Raw genomic sequence first — 19,087 nt, forward strand, 5'->3', positions numbered from 1 at the left:
AACAGCAGAAAAACGCTTTATGTTCTTAATTGCCTAAAAAATTTGACTAACAACTCCTGCGATTCTGCCGCCAGAATTCCGCTTGACAACTTTGTTTTGGGGTGCAAAATGCCTTTTCCCAGTTTGGAGAAACCGCGTTTTTCGTCCGTCGCACCCATCACCACCCGCTTCATCTGCGTCCAATACAGCGCGCCCGCGCACATCACGCAAGGTTCGAGCGTCACATATAATGTACAGTCCTGCAGGTATTTCGATCCCAGGTGGTCCGAGGCCGCCGTAATGGCGATCATTTCGGCGTGGGCGGTGACGTCATTGAGCTTCTCGGTCTGGTTATAGCCCTTACCGATAATGCGTTCTCCGATCACAACCACTGCCCCGACGGGTATTTCTCCTTCATCATACGCAACCTGCGCGAGACGCAGCGCTTCTGCCATAAAGTGATGATCAAGAATGTCGGTCTGGATATCCAATGTTTTTTCCCGATGGGTGATAAAAAATGGGACATTTATCGCGAAGCAACAAATGTCCCATTCAATGTTCTATAATACAAATTAAGGTTTCATAACACGCTGAACTGTGTTAAGGTTACCGTTTTGAATGCGGATCAGATAAAGTCCCGAAGGATAATTTCCGAAATCGACGTCTGTCGTTTTCTGACGGATCGCTTTCATTGCCCTTGAACGACCATTCAGATCTATCACCTCAACACTTGCTTCTTTTGGAGAAACGACGCCTGTAATCTCGACCGTAACTTTTGAATCGATCAGTGTCGGATAAATCTTCACCCAGTCAGCAGGAGCGGGAGGTTCTACGCCCAGGATGGGATCTACCTGTACTCTGGCCGAACCTGTGCCTTTACCGGTTCCGCAGCCATTGGTTGACTTCGTAATGGTATATGTCGTAGTTACTTTCGGTGTTACTTTAAATGTGAATGGTGTCGCAACAGCGGTGACCAGCGAGTCTTTCACCCCGTTGTTCAGGCTGAATGTCCATGGTGATTTTCCGGTGATTTCCACTTTGAGGTCAGCACTTTCGCCGATCAGAATGGTCTGCGCACCTGATAACGTAGCTATTGGTAGCGGGCTGGCCGTAATCGTGATGGCGCTTATGCTTCCTTTTACAGTGAAATCAGCATTGGTACCTGAACTGATCACCCTCAGAAAGTAAGTTCCACCTTTGGTCGTATCCGGCAAAGTGGCGGTGACGGAATTACTAGTCGCTACCGAAGGAATAGTAAAGAACTTCGCATCCTCATTCACAGTTGCGATTTGTAATTTAAAGGTGTTCCCGGCCGGAAAGTCTCCCGACTGCTGGAATGGTACATTGAACGTCTTACCGGCACAAGCTTCCGCCACCGAGGGATTTCCTGAACTGATTGTCGGTACCTTGACAGTGATCAGCGCGGTACCGATCGGTAATCCTTTTCCACATGCATTGGAAACCTCTGTTACCAGGTATGAAGTGGTAGTACTTGGTTTCACCTGAACCTGGTGATTAACCTGATCGGTCGTGTCGGTAACGCCGTTAGATAATGCGTATATCCATGGGCCGTCACCTGTGAATTTGATCGTTACCGTCGCAGTTTGTCCCAAATCAATGGTCGAGCTGCCGGAGATCGTAGCCGATGGCAATGACTTAATGTGGATTTTAATTTCCTCTTTCGGGCTTTCGCAACCATTGACGGTCCCTGTTTGAGTTACATAGAAAGAATAATCCTGTACTTTTTCGGTGAAAGGTGTAAATGGAACTCCTTGCCATTCCGTACCATTGGCTTCGCGGTACCATTTCAAAACGGTTCCGGTTGCAGACAATACCGGGGCTACTTCGTTCTGGCAATAGGCAAGTGCCGTAGTTGTGGTCGGCTTTGGAGTTGTATTGATTTTTACATCAATTTTTCCACGGTCACCGATACAGCCTTCCAATGTTTGGCCTACAAAATAAGAGGTAGTACCACCTTCCGCCGTCGAAGGTGTAGGAGCAGCACCGCTAGGAGCTTCACCCTGGTCGTTGGTTTTGTACCAATTCAAAATTCCGTTTGCGATAGGTATGGCGGTCAAGGGTACGGCTGGCACAAACTGGCAGTACTCGATAAGTGGTTTTTCAATCCCAGGCACTGCCGGAAGTGGTTTTACTCTTACTTTCTGAACAATGCGGGCTATGCTTTCGCAACCTTTTCCGCTAATCTGTGTGGCGTAGAAAGTGGTTTCACCGGCGGTTTTCAAATTGACGGAAGGTGTGGTAGTGGTAGCTGTTCCGCCTGTCGCGACGGTATACCAATTAATGGTATTTCCGTCTGATGCCTTGGTTGGGAAAGTATAGACTTTGTCAACACGTTCCTGGCAGAAAATATCAGAAACCGTTGGCAATGGCGCCGGAGTAGCATTCACGATCACGTCCAGTTTCGCACGAGGGCTTTCGCAGGAAAGGGCACCGTAAGTATTGGATTGCGTCAGATAATAAGATGTAGTTCCCGGAGTGGTAGTAGTCGGAATTGGGCCGGTTGCTGAACCTGCACCTCCTGTTGGTGCAGTGTACCATTTATAAGTCCCCCCGGCAGGTGTCAATGCAACTGCTGTTGCTGATACGCAATAGTTAACAGGTGTCACCGTCGGTGCAACTGGGGTGTCCTTCACAACAACATCTATCTTGGCACGAGGGCCTTCACATAGTCCTGCGGCTGTTTGGCTCACATAATAACTTGTTGTTCCGGATGTCGCCGTGGCTGGTACCGGGGCTGATCCTAATGCGTTACCGCCGGTTGCTGCGGTGTACCATCTCAAATCAGTTCCCGTTGCGGTCAGCGCAGTAGCAGGTGCATTTTGGCAAATATTGATGATCGCGGCAACGGTAGGCAGAGCAGAAAGATTTTTAATAGAAACCTTAATTTCCGCTCTTGCACTTTCACAACCATTCAATGTCTGGGTTACATAATAGCTTTTTGTGCCAATAGCATTGGTAGTCGGCGTAGGAGCAGAGGCTGATCCAGTCCCGCCACTTGCTGCGGCATACCAGCTCAATGCTGTTCCGGTAGCCGTTAATGTGGAAGCCGTGGCATTCAGGCAGTATTCAAGATTGGTAACCGCAGGCGGATCCGTTTTGTTGATTGTTACTTTAATTTCCGCCCGGGCGCTTTCACAACCACCTACTGTTTGGCTTACAAAATAACTGGTTGTGCCCTCTGCTGCGCTGGAAGGTTTCGGAGCGGTGCCCGATCCTGCTCCACCTGATGAGGCAGTGTACCATTTCAAGCCTGTTCCAGTGGCGGTTAATGTTGCGGTGGGGCCATTGATACAATAAGAAACATTGCTTACGCCTGGCGCTGCGGGAGGTGTGCAGTTACTAACGGTAACGTCTATTTTCGCACGAGGACTTTCGCAGCTTCCAACAGTTTGTGATACATAATAGCTGGTCGTTCCTGCCGAAGCTGTGGAAGGTGTTGGAGCCGTACCTGAGCCAGCTCCTCCGCTTGCGGCAGCGTACCATTTCAAATTAGCTCCCGTCGCAGTTAATGGGGTGGCGGCGTCTCCAACAGTATAGCTTTTATTAGCAACCGTTGGCGCAGCTGGTGGTGTACAAGCACTTACAGTTACCACAATCTCAGCCCTCGGGCTTTCGCAGTTGCTTACTGTTTGGCTTACAAAGTAACTTTTTGTACCTGGCGCAGCCGTAGAAGGGGTTGGAGCAGTTCCTGAACCAGTACCGCCCGATGGGGCATCATACCATTTCAAATTAGCTCCTGCCGCAGTCAATGCAACCGCAGCGTCACCAACTGTATAACTTTTATTGGCTACCGTTGGAGCAGCAGGTGGTGTACATGCGCTTACGGTAACCACTATCTCAGCCCTGGGGCTTTCACAATTACTAACTGTTTGGCTTACAAAGTAACTTTTCGTACCTGGTGCGGCCGTAGATGGTGTTGGAGCAGTGGCAGAACCAGTACCGCCCGATGCGGCATCATACCATTTCAAATTAGCTCCTGTTGCAGTTAATGCGACCGCAGCGTCCCCAACTGTATAACTTTTATTGGCTACCGTTGGAGCAGCAGGTGGTGTACATGCACTGACAGTTACTACGATTTCAGCCCTCGGGCTTTCACAATTACTAACTGTTTGGCTTACAAAGTAACTTTTTGTGCCTGGCGCGGCCGTAGATGGTGTTGGTGCAGTGGCAGAACCAGTGCCGCCCGATGCGGCATCGTACCATTTCAAATTAGCTCCTGTCGCAGTCAATGCAACAGCAACGTCCCCAACTGTATAACTTTTATTGGCTACCGTTGGAGCAGCAGGTGGTGTACATGCACTGACAGTTACTACCATTTCAGCCCTCGGGCTTTCGCAATTACTAACTGTTTGGCTTACAAAGTAACTTTTCGTACCTGGCGCGGTCGTAGATGGTGTTGGAGCAGTGGTAGAACCAGTGCCGCCCGATGCGGCATCGTACCAAAGTAATCCTGTATTGGGAGTTGCTGTCAATGGAACGGCAGCATCTCCAACTATATAATTTTTATTCGCTACCGTCGGTGCAGCTGGTGGTGTACAGGCACTGACAGTTACTACGATTTCAGCCCTGGGGCTTTCGCAATTACTAACTGTTTGGCTCACAAAGTAACTTTTCGTACCTGGTGCGGCCGTAGATGGTGTTGGAGCAGTGGCAGAACCAGTGCCGCCCGATGCGGCATCGTACCAAAGTAATCCTGTATTGGGAGTTGCTGTCAATGGAACGGCAGCATCTCCAACTATATAATTTTTATTGGCTACTGTCGGCGCGGCTGGTGGTGTACAGGCCGACACAGTCACATCAATCTTGGCTCGTGGCCCCTCGCAACCAGTGACGGTTTGGCTCACGTAGTAGCTGGTAGTACCTACGGTGGTTGTTGTCGGAATAGGGGCGGCTGCATTCCCCGTACCACCTGACGGATCGGCGTACCATAACAGGCCGGTACCCGTTGCAGATAGTGCTACCGCAGCAGCTCCCTGAACATAAGGAACAGGTGACGTAACAGTTGGCGCGGCAGGAACTGCATTCACTTTAAACGCTGCGTCAACGGAAGCCGCCGTGGCAGGCACCAGTAGTACAAAACCGACTACACGTATTTTGTAGCCCGAGCCAGCTGCTGTGCCTGTCGGAATTACCGCAGAAATTGGTGAAGTAGTGGCAGAACCCAAATTTATTGGTGCCGAAAACAGTCCTGATGCATCAGATAATTGAGCTGTGTAGTTTGTCGGAGCTATAAGAAAGTCTTTTGTCGTAAAGGGAACGGAAACACTTCCGCCAGCGCAGACCTCTGTGGGATTTAGAACACCCGTTGTAATTGTTTGTCCGAATGAAGATGCCAGGCTGAAAACCGTGGCTAGAATGGCTAATAAACTCTTTTTAATAAATGTTCTTTTCATGTATCTGTCTAAATATCTTTCCGCTAACCTGTTTGATTGGTAAAGTTAGAGATATTTTTGAAATACACTTTCCTATGTATTAAGGAAGCTCGCTTTTCCTTTCGAGCAATGAACTGTACACCACATCCTGTATTTTTCGACGTGTTCTCTGCGTGGTAATGCTGGTATTTTCAGCGTCGGGATTCACCCGGTTTGAGAGGAAAATGAAGAGAAGATCTTCCTCTGGGTCCATCCAGACCATGGTTCCGGTGAACCCGGTATGCCCGAACGAATTCAATGAGGCCTGTGATGACACATAGGAACTGTTGCCGTCGGAAGGCGCTTTATCCCAGCCTAGCCCGCGGTGATGCGACTCGTCGTAGCCCCGTGCGAAGGTAGGAACGGTGGTTTGTTCGTAGAATCTTTTGCCTGCATAATTCCCTTTCCAAAGATTCATTTGAAATAAAATCGCAAGGTCTCTTGCTGTTCCAAACAGCCCGGCATGGCCAGCAATTCCGCCTACAATGGCCGCCATTTGATCGTGAACGGTGCCTTGGAGGAGCTGCCCTCTGAAACGGTAATCGTTTTCAGTAGGGGCAATTTGTTTTTCTGGAAAACGGCGTAATGGGTTAAAACCGAGGTACGAAAGGCCCAGCGGTTCGTAAATATTGGAGGCAACAAAAATGTCCAGCGGCTGGCCGGTTACTTTCTCAACGATTTTTTGTAATGTCAAAAAACCAAGGTCGCTATATAGATAACCGTAGCTTCCCGACCGGTCTTTTCTGTTGTTCATAGGCGATTCCACCACCCATTTCCATACCGAATCCCTCAATGAACCTTTTGCAAAAAGCTTTGGAGCCACCTGCAGATAGTAAGCTGTATCTGTTTTGGAACTGTAATATTCAGGTAGCAAACCACCAGCACTTGTTTTGGTCCTGTCCCATAGTGGAGGATAAAATGAGACCAGTCCCGAGCGGTGCATTAGCAGGTCGCGTATCGTGAAATTCGCTTTGTTGGTTCCCGTCAATTCGGGCAGGTATGCGGAGGCTTTGTCGTCCAGGGTAATCTGTTTGCGGTCGTACAAAAGCATGATCGCCTGCAATGTGGCCGACACTTTGGTGAGAGAGGCCAGGTCGTAAATGGTTTCGGATGTTACCCGCTCCGGTGTCTTGTAATTAAGCCCGCCGAACTGTTTTTCATAAATGATCTTGCCTTTTCTGGCTACTAATATCTCGCAGCCCGGGAACACATGGTCACTCACAGCAGCATTAGCGATCTCATCGATTTTTTTCAATGAACCTGCATCCATTCCCACACTTTCAGGTGTTCCAAAAGCGATCCTGTTAATGGAGGTAGTGCTCACTCCGCTTCCCGATTTATAAGAAGAAACCGATATCGGAAGACGCCCCTCCGCGCTCATTGCCCCGAAAATAATCTGCGGTACAATTTCCTGCTGATCTTTCCCATCCTGGCTGGCACAAATTAATACATCGGTTTCCGGGAAAAATTGAATGCTGTATGGTGTTCCAAACAAGCAAAGGATCACCTTTTTATTCTGTTGTTTCAATTGGTTGACAAAATCCACCATACCGCTGGTTACGCCGTAATTTCTCTTCGGATTGGACGCAATGCCATGAATGTCAACAATTACCGTAGTATAAGGCTGCAAATAAGTCAGCATTTCGGAAATCTCTTCCTGGGACGAAGGACCGTCGTAAAATGTATACGAACGCATCGGTTTATAAGTCGAAAGCATTTTCTGAAAAGCAGCGCTACTTCCCTCGCCCAGGCTCACCGAAGCCATATTGTTATCAAGGACTGAACCGATAGGGATCAGGTTATTGTCATTTTTGACAACGGTAACCGCCGCCTCGGAAAGCTCACGATAGAGTTCTTTACTTTTTTCAGGGTTAAGGTCAGCGTAAAGATTTGTAATGTCAATAGGCTGATACTTGCTCAATCCGGCCCAGTATTTGGCCTGAAGAATCCGTTTTACTTTGTCATCAATGATCTTTTCACTAATGATTTTTTGATTGATCGCATCTTTGATCTTGGCAACTGTTTCGGCAATGCTTTCAGGATAAAGCAGTACATCATTTCCGGCTATCAATGCTTTTAGATTCACTTCGGCAGCCTTACCTGTTTTCAAGACACCTTTCATATTCATAGCGTCCGTGAAGACCAATCCGCGGAAACCCAGGTCTTTGCGCAAGAGGCCGGTAATTACTTTTTCGGAAAGTGAGCTGGCCTGGTTAGGTGTGTTGTCGAGCGCTGGAATGTATAAATGCCCGCTGAGCACGCCCATGAGGCTGTCGGCGATCATTTGACGGTAAGGATACAGGTCAGTTTCACTCAGTTGCTCGGCGGAATGGCCGAGTACCGGTAATGTAAAATGCGAATCGGCATCTGTGTCGCCGTGGCCGGGGAAATGCTTGGCGGTGGCAATTACTTTGTGATGCTGCAACCCTCTCATGTACGCGACCGCCTTCCGGGTGACATTCTCTTTGTCTTCCCCGAACGAACGTATACCGATCACCGGATTGCCCGCATTGCTGTTAATGTCCGAAACGGGCGCAAAATTAATTTGGATTCCCAGTCGGTTGCATTGTCTGGCAATGTCGCTGCCCATACGGTAAACAAGTTCATCATTCTGGATAGAACCGAGTACCATTTGTTTGGGAAATGACATGGTACTATCGAGCCGCATGCCCAGTCCCCATTCGCCATCGATGCCCACAAAAAGAGGAATATTGGAATGTGATTGGTACCGGTTGGTAAGTAATGCCTGTCCTACCGGCCCACCCTGAAAAAATATCAGGCCACCAATATGGAAGTCGCTGATCAGTCGATCGATGTATCTATAATGTGCATCGTCGCGGTTGGAGAAAGTGGCGACCATGAAAAGCTGACCGATCTTTTGTTCGATAGAAATGGATTTTAATGTACTGTCAACCCACTCATTTTCGGGCAATACCAGCACGGGATCTCTGCGCTTTTTCGGAGCATGAACTGCCTTTTTAGTAGCAATGGCAGTTTCAGTTTTTACGGGAGGGATTTTAACGGTAATGAGCTTCCAGGCAACGGAAACCATTGAGCTTAGAATGACCAGCACGACCACACTTACAACAACACGAAACCGGCTAAAGAACCAAATTTTCATACCTGGAATCACTGACTTTAACGAGGAAATGTTAGGTTTTCTGAGTTCAACAATGCTAATACAGTGTTATCAAAACTTACAATTATAACAAATTACGATCGCTTTAAATCTATTAAATTTCAGTTTTAAGGCAATTCTAATAATTGCTTCAACGATTGTGGTTTAAACAATTAAAGTATGTACCAAAACTAGTTTGTCAGCTCCCTGAATATCTCTTCCAGCGAGTTACCTGTTTCTCTCAATGCCTCCAAGCTGCTATCGCTCACCACTTTACCTTTGTTGATGATAATGACGCGATCGCAAAGTGCTTCCACCTCCTGCATAATGTGGGTTGAGAAGAGCACCGTCTTGTCCTTGCCTGCCGTCCTGATCACTTCCCTGATCTCCTGAATCTGGTTAGGATCGAGTCCCGTGGTGGGTTCGTCGAGGATCAGTACATCAGGGTTGTGTAAAAACGATTGGGCAAGGCCTACGCGCTGGCGGTACCCTTTCGAAAGCTGGGCGATTTTTTTCCGCTTTTCCGCTTCCAGCCCACACATTACAATCACTTCATCCACTCGCGCATGGAGTGACGATCCGCTCATTCCGTACAGCTTTCCTGAAAATTGCAGGAACTCTGTGACGTACATATCTAAGTACAAAGGATTGTGCTCGGGCAAATATCCAATGGATCGTCTGGCCGGCATAGGTTGGTTTACCACATCGAAATCTGACACTTTTGCGACGCCTTCACTTGGTTTCAGGTAACCCGTCAGGATCTTCATGGTTGTGGATTTTCCTGCGCCATTAGGTCCGAGAAAACCGACAATTTCCCCTTTTTTCAATGCAAAAGAAATTCCATCTATCGCCCGCTGCGCGCCGTAAACTTTGGTAAGATTGGTAACTTCGATGGACATATTTTCAATGACTGAATGACTGAATGTGACCGATTCCTGTCAGCCTAACAGCTAAAAGCTAATAGCTAACAGCTCAATAACTATTTACTACACTTTCAAAAACAGCTTATTTCTGAATAGCAGATACATAAATGCCCATTGGACCATGATGAATGCGATTACTTCTCCCATCGCTTCGACCGGATGTGGGAGGTAGCTTAGTATCCCGCCAAACAGTGCGTCGGCTGTGTAAGGGAAGTCGATGAAACGTCCTATCATATATATTACAATGGAATTCATGCCGATTACTACGAAGAACAATGTCCATTTGCGGTAATTGAGCACGTCCACGATCCAATAGAACAATGCTAGCAACAATGTGCTGAAACCGCCCGCACAAAGCACAAACGAGCTGGTCCATAAATTCTTGTTGATCGGGAAAAAGTAATCCCAAACCAGGCATACCAAAAGGCTGACAATGCCTGCAAAAAGCAAGTACACAACTTTGTTATTTTTTGAAATCACTTCTTCGCTGGTTCTCAAAAGTTCCCCCGCAAAAATGCCCATTAACCCGGTAGCAATAGCAGGAAGGGTCGAAACCAAACCCTCAGGATCATGAATGGTAAGGTGCAGACGGCCAGGGATGATCATTTTATCAATATAGCTGGCAGGATTACATTCCATCGTCAGTAATCCTGCGCCGCAACCCGGTACCGGATAAAACGTCATAAACAGATAGTACCCGATCAGCAAGCCAGCAAACCAGATCCAGCGTGCTTTTTTTCCTGTGTATAAATAAATGATCTGCGCGAACATACCGGCCAAACCAATGCGCGCGAGCACACTTGGATAGCGCATGTTGTGCCACTCGGTTTGAAATATACCATTGTTGTAAATGATGCCCAGGAAGACGAGAATGAGGCCTCGCTGAATCACTTTTTTGATCAGTTCCGAGGCGGGTACTCCCTTCTCCAATCGGCTTCCCAGTGAAAATGGCGTGGAAACTCCGGCCATAAAAAGAAAGGTTGGGAAAATGAGATCGTAGGCGCGGAAACCGTTCCAATCGGGGTGCGTAAACTGGTGCGCCATAAAGATAGCCCACGACCAACCAGTAACTTTTGCCAGTACTGCGAAAATTTCTTCGCCTCCTGAAATCCAAAACATGTCAAAACCACGAAGCGTATCCAGCGACAATAACCTTTGCGAAGGAGGACTATCTTTCATCTGATAAATAAGGGTGAAGGGAAATATAATTTGGGAAAAAGGCAATACATTAAAATAAAAGCCTAATGTGTTTACTGTAAAGATTGCAAAAAATACTATTTATACTTTCCGGCAAGAGGACATTTATTTGAATAAACATATTAGTAGGCAGGATAATGAAAGAATATATATTTCAAAACCATTGGTTTGCGTTATAAGCATCAACTTTTAACCCGTAAAATTTCACCCCATGAAAAAATTGTTAATGTTGTGTTTTGTGGTCGCTGGCTTGTGGTTTTTCGGATGTGCGACTTCTAATACAGCGAATTCTCGCGATGATAATGAAACCTACCGTACCGAAGAGCAGCTAGCCAACAGCAAGCTCAATAATCGTCGCCTGGAAAAGAACATGGATCGCTTCGCAAAGGAGCTAGACCTGAGCAAGCGCCAGCAAAAGCAATTGAAAAAGATTGACAAACGATATGCGAGGTTGGAAAGAAAACTGTCTAAACGTGACGATACCAAACGCAGTGATAAGAAGAGACTGTCAGAAGAAAAACGACTTGAAATTATCGACGTCCTAACCGCTGAGCAGGAACAAACCTTGCAGGCATTGGCGAAAAAGGGAAGATTCAGCTGGGACCAGATCTTCGGGAAATAAGTTTATGGCATCAAAGACATAGTCATTTGGGATTCAAATCCATAATTATTATGGTTATTTTGGATTTGAATCCCAAAATATCATAGTTTTGGTAAATAATGCCCAAAACTATGATAGCTAGAAATCAGTTACAGTATGCTTTAGATCATTTGTTTAAAGGAAAGGCATTTATCATATACGGACCAAGGCAAGCCGGGAAAACCACTTTTTCTGAACAGTTACTAAGCATCATTTCCAAAAAAACACTCCGCTTCAACGGAGATGATGCAGATATACGTGAGCTACTGGGCAAGCCTAATTCTACATTACTTGGAAGGCTAATCGGAGACAATGAGGTCATTTTCATTGATGAAGCTCAACGCATTGCGGAGATAGGCATTGTGCTCAAAATCATTGTTGATCAATTTAAGCAAGTTCAGGTGATAGCAACCGGTTCATCCTCATTTGAACTGGCGGGCAGCATTAACGAACCACTGACCGGTAGGCGTTACGAAATGCAGCTGTTACCACTGTCATATCAGGAATTAGTGAAGTACACTGATTTTTTGACTGAGAAAAGGCTCTTAGAACAACGCCTGATCTATGGTTCTTACCCTGAAATCATTGTTGATCCTAACAATGCGGAAAAGCATTTAAAACTCATTGCAAACAGCTATCTCTACAAAGACCTGTTGATTTTGGAGCAAATCAAAAAGCCTGTACTTCTTGAAAAAATAGTGAAGGCCATCGCCATGCAGATCGGTAGTGAGGTTAACATTACAGAGATCGGCAGGTTGGTTCAAGCTGATAACAAAACGGTAGAAAAGTACATTGATCTGCTGGAAAAGGCTTTTGTTGTATTCAGCGTTACAGCACTTTCGGGGAATCTCAGGAATGAAATAAAGAAAGGCAGGAAGATATATTTTTATGACAATGGGATTGTCAATGCTGTCACCAATAACTTCAATTTGCTGGGAAACAGAAATGATGTCGGCGCTTTGTGGGAAAACTATGTGATTAGTGAGCGTAAGAAATTTTTGAATGAAAATGAGATCGAGGCGAAGATATATTTTTGGCGCACCACACAACAGCAGGAGATTGATTATTTAGAAATAAGAGGGGATAAAATGGACGCCTTTGAGTTCAAATGGAGTAATACTGCACGAAAGAAATTTCCCTCCACTTTTATCAGTGCATACCCCAATGCAAGCACAGCGATGATTTCTCCTGAAAATATAGATGACTTTCTAGCAAAGTAATCTTCCTCATTTCAAACCTTCCAGCCAAGCCTCCACAGTCGGCCCGGTCATATTGAACAAAATACCCGGAAGGATACCCAACAACACAGCCAAAAAAGCCAGGGGAATGAGCATAGCAACTTCACGTTTCGTGAGGTCGGTGAGAACGTGGGAGTCGCCGTTTTTATACCAAAATGTTCCGAAAAACATACGCTGGTAGGTCCAAAGGAAATAGGCGGCAGCCAGAACAATCCCCAGCGTTGATAATGCGGGAATCCAGACAGGTAATGCTTCGGACTGAAATGCGCCCATTAATGTGAAAAGTTCTCCAATGAAACCTGAGAAACCGGGCAAGCCTAATGAAGCGAAAAAGGCGATTCCCGTCAGGATCGTGTACTTTGGCATCGCGCCGATGAGGCCACGGTAATGATCGATGCGGCGGTCGTGGGTACGGTCGTAAATGACGCCGGTGAGTAAAAACAGCATTGCCGAAAGTATGCCGTGGCTTACCATTTGGTAAATAGCGCCATTAATACCTTCTGCTGTGAATGCCGCGATGCCCAGGAGCACGAAGCCCATGTGGGAGACGGACGAGTAGGCTATCATTTTCTTTAAGTCGCTTTGACCCAATGCATTGAAACCGCCATAAATGATTGAGATCATTCCCAGGACAGCCAGCGGCATTGCGCTATACAGCGCTTCCGCAGGGAAAAAACCATCCACAATCCTGATAAAACCATAACCTCCTATTTTTAAAAGAATACCGGCCAAAACAACAGAAATGGGCGTAGGGGCTTCCACGTGAGCATCCGGCAGCCAGGTATGGAACGGCGCGACCGGAAGTTTAACGGCAAACCCGATGAACAGGAACCAAAAAGCAAGCAAGCGTAAATGCGTATTGGCTACGAAATATTCAGAAGTTGTATTCAAAAGTGATCCGGGAATGTAGTTGCCGGGATCGGCCAGGTATGCGAAACGGAAGGTATGGACGATTTGTTCGGGCGCGATTTTTCCGTCAATCAGCCATTGTTGAATCTGAGAGATAAGGTCAGGATGAACGGCGTCCTCCATTCCCAGAATACCCACAATCCGGGCCGTTTCCAAAGGATCGATCACCGACAAATAAAGGCCGATCATGACGATCAGGATCAGAAGAGAGCCTAAAAAAGTGTAAATGAAGAATTTCAATGCTGCATACTCCCGCCTCGGGCCACCCCACAAACCAATCAGGAAATACATGGGAAGCAGCATGAATTCGAAGAAAAGGTAGAATAGGAAGAAGTCCTGCGCTAGAAAACAGCCAATGACACTCCCCGTCAGAAGCAGGTACAATGCAAAATAGGCGCGGGCTTTTTGTGTAATGTTCCACGAACTGATCACGCCGGCAAACAGCACGATAACCGCCAGTAAGACTAATGGAAAGCTGATACCGTCGACAGCTACGGCATAATCAATGGAGACAATGCCCAATGTGCCGATGGGGAGTGTGATCCAGTCTACTACTTCGCTGAGTTGATGCCCGGGTGTCGCGTTATCAAACGAAAAGTACAGCAGAACACAAGTCAACAATTCCAAAACAAGGGCAATGAGCGCAATGAGCCTGAAATTTTCGGGACGATGCGCAGGCCAGATGGCTACTGCCGCGGCACCGAGCAGAGGAATTGCAATGAGTAAAGAAAGTATATGATCAATCATCTAAAATTATTTAAAAGGAGGTCGAACACGTGAAATCTCACATCACGACGAGCCATAATATCAATAAAAACACACCCATCGCAGTCACAATGTAATACGACTGTATTTTCCCGTTTTGCAAACTGCGGACAGCCTGTCCGGCGGAACGTATTGAAAAAACAGTCAGATTCACACCGCCATCTACAAAGACCTTATCGAACCAGCCGATGAGATGCCCGAGTACGACGCTTCCTTTTGCAATAAGATCAATGAATGCGTCAATAACATGTTTTTCAAATATTTTCAGATACCTGGTGATCCAACTAAAAGGTATAATGAAGTAATGGTCATTTGAAAAGTCCCGCAGCCATGATAACTGGGTCGATGTCGCTGTTTGAATTGCGGGCGTTTTTACATTAAATGGATTTTCAGTTCTCATTTCTCTATATGCCAGACCAATCGCTATAAAAGTAACGACGCTTGCTACTCCCGGAACCCACGCCAGGTGCGTGCCTTCGTGAGACCCAATGAATGTCAGGAACCAGCCCGCCGCGTCAAAGGGGTTCCATGAAAACCAGAAAAACAAGGATAACACTGCTAAAAGAGCCATTGGCAGCCACATTGCTACCGGGGATTCATGCGGGTGGACTGATGAGTTAACATAAAACCTGATTTCGCCAAAAAATACCAGCCATATCTGCCGGAACATATAATAAGCTGTCAAACCAGCTGAGAAAAGAACGATAACCGGGAAGATATATGCGGCCGGTCCATACTCAGCCGCCCATAGAAATCCTTCTGTGATGATAGCGTCTTTGGATAAAAAGCCTGAAAAAAACGGTAAGCCCGCCAATGCAGCGGCACAAACCGAGAAACAAATGAATGTGACCGGCAACGCTTTCCGTAAGCCGCCCATTGTCCGCATATCCTGAGGATCAAATGATTGATCAGAATCTGCTGGTGATACAGCATGGATTACCGAGCCTGCGGAAAGAAACAAACCTGCCTTGAAAAATGCATGTGTCGCTAAATGAAAAAGGGCCGTTTGCCAGCTGCCAAATCCAACCGCAATGACCATCAGGCCGAGTTGTGACATGGTGGAATAGGCCAGGACCCGCTTGATATCCCAGACTTTCATCGCTTTGAATGCACCGATCAGCATGGTGATGGTACCTATAATAGTAATGACCAGTCTGGCGTCGAATGTGAGCAGGAAGGATATTCTCGCCAATAAAAATATACCGGCCGCCACCATTGTCGCCGCGTGGATTAATGCTGAAACAGGGGTAGGGCCTTCCATAGCATCGGGTAGCCAGCCAGAAAGGGGAAATTGCGCCGATTTACCCATACAGCCGCCAAACAGGCAAAGCCCGATAGCCGTAAGCGCACCCGGATTGATGGTATCTGTTTTAAGAGTAAGTACCTCAAAGTCGGTAGAACCAATATAGTAAAACAGCATAAGAATGCCCGTCAGGAAGGCGGCATCACCAATGCGGTTCAGTACAAATGCCTTTTGCGCAGCCCATACAGCTCGCGGTTTGAAATACCAGAAACCGATGAGTAAATAGGAGGAAAGACCCACCAGTTCCCAGAAAATATACATCACCAGCAGGCTCCCGGAGATTACAATGCCGATCATTGAGAACAGAAAGAGCTGGATAAATGAGAAGTAACGATACAGATTTTTGTCATCGTGCATGTAGGCCGTCGAATACAGCTGAACCAGCAGCGCGACAAAATGCACAACCGCCAGCATGACGCAAGTAAGGGTATCGAAACGAAATGAAATGTCAATGGATGTGTCGCCGATCGTTAGCCAATGAAAGCTAACCGTATGTAAAACACCTGGATCTGAGTAAAGAAGAGAGATAACCAGTCCTGCGGCAGTAACAAGCGCTCCGGCCCAGCCTGCGATTTTGTTCAGACTTTTCCCACCAAGCCAAAGTAATAAAAACCCTAAAAACGGCAATCCCAGCAGCAGATAAGCAGGTAACAGGAATGCAGAATCGGGCATAAGGTGCGGGAATTCGTTTGTTTCGGCAAATATCCTGAATTCGTGGCCGAATTCAAACAATGCTAGATGTCTTTCTCAATATCCTCAATTTTGGCCCCGCCGTGAATCACCTCGAGCAGTTCGCGGAGGTCGTAAGTAGACCGGTTGTAGGAATTTCCAAGAACAATGATGACGGCTTCATCCTCGGGGCAGACCCAAAGCATGGTATTGTAGCCTTTCCACCATCCTCCGTGGTAGATAAAACGTGGCGTATTGTCTTCCTTAATGTGCATACGGAAGCCGTAGCCGTAATTTCTGATACCGTTTCTTTCAAAGCTGCGCGGTTTGAATGCCTCATCCAGCAACTTTTTGTCTAGTAATAAGCCTTTGGTCAGCCCATTATAAAAACGGTAAATGTCGCCTGTTGTAGAGTATACGCCCTTGTCCCCGACGACGTCGTCATAATAATCCTTTTCGAGCCTGCGACCGAATTGATGTCCGTCGGTCCTGTATTTGACTGCCGCGCTGGACGTATCGGTGACTAAAAATGTATTCAGCATGCCCAGCGGCGCGAAAATCTGGTCGGATAAATATTGCCCGAAGCCTGTGCCGGATACTTTTTCAACGATTGCAGCGAGCACGCAGTAATTGGTATTACAATAGTTGAACGAACGGCCCGGGCGATTGTAGGGGGTAGGAGTAGGCACCACTTTGGCATACCAATCCATAATATCCATGTTATCAGGGTACTTTTTGCCGTGACGAATGCTATCGGTGAATGAGTAAATGTAATTGGGAAGGCCGCTACGATGGCTCAGAAGCATATCGATTTTGACACCATGATAAGGAAATTCGGGAAAAAACCGCTGAACAGAATCGTCGAGATTAACCCTTCCTTCCTGAATCAATTTCAGCACAGCAATGGCGGTAAATGGCTTGGACAACGATGCCAACTGAAACCTGGAATCGCTGGTAAGCGTATCTTTTTGTTTGATATGGGCAAAACCGAAGGAGTTCTGATAAAGCACCTGACCTTTTTGAACGATCAGCACATTACCATTGAAGCCCGCCTTTTTCTTCCTCCTGAAAATATCCTCGATCTTAGAGATTTTGAGGGCAGTTTCCGCGTCGGGATCTTTCACCGGGACTGGATCAAGCTTCGCCATGACCCTTCCGCCAACGATTACCTCCTCGGGGTTAGACTTACTTTTTCTTACCAATCCCCACGACACAACAAGGACTACCAGGACAGCTAATGCCGCCCACCACACTTTCGGCTGCACTTTTTTCAACATAGGCTTTTGGCCATTAATTTTTTCAGAACGTTGCTATATTAACGACGGAAAGTCGCCACTTTTTATACTTACTCTCTACAAATTAAACCCAGAATGATTTACGGAACTAGTATTTTAACATGTTCTTTCCGGCCATTTTTTTGATAAGTTAAGAAATATAGACCGGAAACAAGCGGATTTTCCGGATATAAATCGATTGAATTTCCCTGAATTGGCTCAAAACGGAAGGAAATGGTGTTACCGGATAGGTTGGTGAGCGAGAGTAAATTCGGGTCAATATTTTGTCCGGAAATTGTAATTTTTTCAGGAGAAGCGGGATTGGGAACTACCAGTATCGGACTCTCCGGGGCATCAGTGATTACATCCAAAGTCTTAGAAAACGAAAAGCTATCATCCCGATCCTTCATGCGCAGCCGGTAGTAGTTCGCCCCGGTCAGCGGATTATCATCAATGAATTCATACTGCATTCTTCCTGTTGCTTCACCTGCTGCTTTTAATGTTCCAATTGCCTCAAATTCTTTGAGATCCGCACTGCGCTCCACAATGAATTCCTTACTATTCTTCTCCCAGGCGGTTTCCCAGGAAAGCATTACATTCTCTTCGGATTTTTCAGCTTTGAAATAGGTGAGGTCAATGGGCAGGACGATGGCTAGGACCTGGCCGTTGATGATGATCTCGTCGAACCATGTAGTACCAGAATTGTCACTCGTGTTGTATCCATAAATCCTGAACGAAAATGTCCCGTCCGAAAGATTGTTATAGCCAACCGGCAATGAAAAAGAGTAAAAAGTATTTATAGCTGGCAAAGTTGACGAAGTCAGATCAGAAATGAAATTATCCACACTACTACGAACCTTGAAGTTTTTGGAACCTGTGGGCGAACGTTTTAGTCTAAAAGACAGGGAGCTTATGTTGTATTTAAATGAATTAGCAGAAAATTTGAACTCCATATATCTTGCATTTGAAAAGGGTATTGGCCAAGGTCGGACAACGTATGCTGCGATAATGGCGTTGGTAAAACCGTAGCCTCCATTCAAAGCATTTGAATTTATACCACCCGCCAATGTCGCGTCGTACGGTGAAAAATTAATGTGACTGGATACACCGGCTTGTGTATTATCCATGCTCCATTTAATTTGGAAATCTTCCTGGGCGGTAGCCTGGGAAACAAAAAACAGCAGCATGATGATAGTCATTGTGATGCTTTTCTGGGGGTAGATGGGGTTCCTTTTCATACGAATAGTGGTTTACAGTATTTACTTTATGTAATACGGTAATGTGTTGAAAAGGTAACGGGGGATGGGGCGGATGTTTGATGGTTGTGCCATTCTTAACACCCGGATTGCTATTCGAACTATTGGTGACGGTGGAAATCGGAACGTCGACTAGTCGATGCTGTGATACAAACAAGTGAGATTGCTCAATGGCTGCAAATATTGAACAACGATGGAATTGCAAAAATCGTTTTGGCCTTCTGAATGCCTTTATAAGGGATTTTGGGGCCAAACACCGATATAGGGTATAATAGAAATGGCTCCGCTCCGGAGCCGTTTCTATTTGTATCCAAGATGTTCGCGGAGATCAATGGTTACTGGAAGAATATTTTGGGATACTTACGATCTAATTCCTACTCGATT

Annotated in this window: 11 protein-coding genes; 2 read left to right on the forward strand and 9 right to left on the reverse strand. The window is 46.3% G+C overall.

Annotated features, from left to right (window positions below; translation table 11 throughout):
* Positions 1 to 17 precede the first annotated feature (17 nt).
* The 5 genes from ABIO93_RS24995 to ABIO93_RS25015 all read right to left on the reverse strand — a co-directional run bounded on the left by ABIO93_RS24995 (position 18) and on the right by ABIO93_RS25015 (position 10,631).
* Positions 18 to 470: a nucleoside deaminase gene (locus ABIO93_RS24995; RefSeq protein ID WP_348072728.1), complete on the reverse strand. Its 453-nt coding sequence runs from the start codon at positions 468 to 470 to the stop codon at positions 18 to 20.
* 81 nt (positions 471 to 551) lie between these two features.
* A complete protein-coding gene (locus ABIO93_RS25000; RefSeq protein ID WP_348072729.1) occupies positions 552 to 5,393 on the reverse strand; it encodes a T9SS type A sorting domain-containing protein in 4,842 nt (1,613 codons plus the stop codon).
* A 79-nt stretch (positions 5,394 to 5,472) separates the two neighbouring features.
* Positions 5,473 to 8,532 carry a glycoside hydrolase family 3 N-terminal domain-containing protein gene (locus ABIO93_RS25005; RefSeq protein ID WP_348072730.1) on the reverse strand — a complete coding sequence of 1,020 codons (3,060 nt, stop codon included), beginning with the start codon at positions 8,530 to 8,532 and terminating at the stop codon, positions 5,473 to 5,475.
* Between the two features lie 188 nt (positions 8,533 to 8,720).
* Positions 8,721 to 9,428 (reverse strand): ATP-binding cassette domain-containing protein, encoded by a 708-nt coding sequence (locus ABIO93_RS25010; RefSeq protein ID WP_348072731.1) that lies wholly within the window; start codon positions 9,426 to 9,428, stop codon positions 8,721 to 8,723.
* An 87-nt stretch (positions 9,429 to 9,515) separates the two neighbouring features.
* A complete protein-coding gene (locus ABIO93_RS25015; RefSeq protein ID WP_348072732.1) occupies positions 9,516 to 10,631 on the reverse strand; it encodes a DUF5009 domain-containing protein in 1,116 nt (371 codons plus the stop codon).
* Between the two features lie 229 nt (positions 10,632 to 10,860).
* Here ABIO93_RS25015 and ABIO93_RS25020 point away from each other — a divergent pair, with 229 nt between their 5' ends.
* Complete coding sequence (locus tag ABIO93_RS25020; RefSeq protein WP_348072733.1) at positions 10,861 to 11,271, forward strand: hypothetical protein; 411 nt, start codon at positions 10,861 to 10,863, stop codon at positions 11,269 to 11,271.
* Between the two features lie 110 nt (positions 11,272 to 11,381).
* The gene (locus tag ABIO93_RS25025; RefSeq protein WP_348072734.1) at positions 11,382 to 12,509 is read left to right on the forward strand and encodes an ATP-binding protein; all 1,128 of its coding nucleotides are present in this window, start codon (positions 11,382 to 11,384) and stop codon (positions 12,507 to 12,509) included.
* A 6-nt stretch (positions 12,510 to 12,515) separates the two neighbouring features.
* Here ABIO93_RS25025 and ABIO93_RS25030 read toward each other — a convergent pair whose 3' ends face one another.
* From ABIO93_RS25030 to ABIO93_RS25045, 4 genes are all read right to left on the reverse strand, one after another.
* A complete protein-coding gene (locus ABIO93_RS25030) occupies positions 12,516 to 14,183 on the reverse strand; it encodes an NADH-quinone oxidoreductase subunit M (RefSeq protein ID WP_348072735.1) in 1,668 nt (555 codons plus the stop codon).
* Between the two features lie 37 nt (positions 14,184 to 14,220).
* Complete coding sequence (gene nuoL / locus ABIO93_RS25035; RefSeq protein WP_348072736.1) at positions 14,221 to 16,176, reverse strand: NADH-quinone oxidoreductase subunit L; 1,956 nt, start codon at positions 16,174 to 16,176, stop codon at positions 14,221 to 14,223.
* A gap of 62 nt (positions 16,177 to 16,238) precedes the next feature.
* Entirely contained in the window at positions 16,239 to 17,450 is a 1,212-nt protein-coding gene (locus ABIO93_RS25040) for a serine hydrolase domain-containing protein (protein ID WP_348072737.1), read from the reverse strand.
* A 98-nt stretch (positions 17,451 to 17,548) separates the two neighbouring features.
* The gene (locus ABIO93_RS25045; protein ID WP_348072738.1) at positions 17,549 to 18,685 is read right to left on the reverse strand and encodes a T9SS type A sorting domain-containing protein; all 1,137 of its coding nucleotides are present in this window, start codon (positions 18,683 to 18,685) and stop codon (positions 17,549 to 17,551) included.
* Positions 18,686 to 19,087 lie beyond the last annotated feature (402 nt).

It is taken from the genome of Dyadobacter sp., assembly GCF_039919315.1.
Classification (GTDB): domain Bacteria; phylum Bacteroidota; class Bacteroidia; order Cytophagales; family Spirosomataceae; genus Dyadobacter.

Excerpts from the sequence above, each read along its gene's own strand:
- ABIO93_RS25040 (WP_348072737.1), bottom strand. The coding sequence starts at position 17,450 with ATGTTGAAAAAAGTGCAGCCGAAAGTGTGGTGGGCGGCATTAGCTGTC.
- ABIO93_RS25030 (WP_348072735.1), bottom strand. The coding sequence starts at position 14,183 with ATGATTGATCATATACTTTCTTTACTCATTGCAATTCCTCTGCTCGGT.
- ABIO93_RS25010 (WP_348072731.1), bottom strand. The coding sequence starts at position 9,428 with ATGTCCATCGAAGTTACCAATCTTACCAAAGTTTACGGCGCGCAGCGG.
- ABIO93_RS25045 (WP_348072738.1), bottom strand. The coding sequence starts at position 18,685 with ATGAAAAGGAACCCCATCTACCCCCAGAAAAGCATCACAATGACTATC.
- nuoL (WP_348072736.1), bottom strand. The coding sequence starts at position 16,176 with ATGCCCGATTCTGCATTCCTGTTACCTGCTTATCTGCTGCTGGGATTG.
- ABIO93_RS25025 (WP_348072734.1), top strand. The coding sequence starts at position 11,382 with ATGATAGCTAGAAATCAGTTACAGTATGCTTTAGATCATTTGTTTAAA.
- ABIO93_RS25005 (WP_348072730.1), bottom strand. The coding sequence starts at position 8,532 with ATGAAAATTTGGTTCTTTAGCCGGTTTCGTGTTGTTGTAAGTGTGGTC.
- ABIO93_RS25000 (WP_348072729.1), bottom strand. The coding sequence starts at position 5,393 with ATGAAAAGAACATTTATTAAAAAGAGTTTATTAGCCATTCTAGCCACG.
- ABIO93_RS25020 (WP_348072733.1), top strand. The coding sequence starts at position 10,861 with ATGAAAAAATTGTTAATGTTGTGTTTTGTGGTCGCTGGCTTGTGGTTT.
- ABIO93_RS25015 (WP_348072732.1), bottom strand. The coding sequence starts at position 10,631 with ATGAAAGATAGTCCTCCTTCGCAAAGGTTATTGTCGCTGGATACGCTT.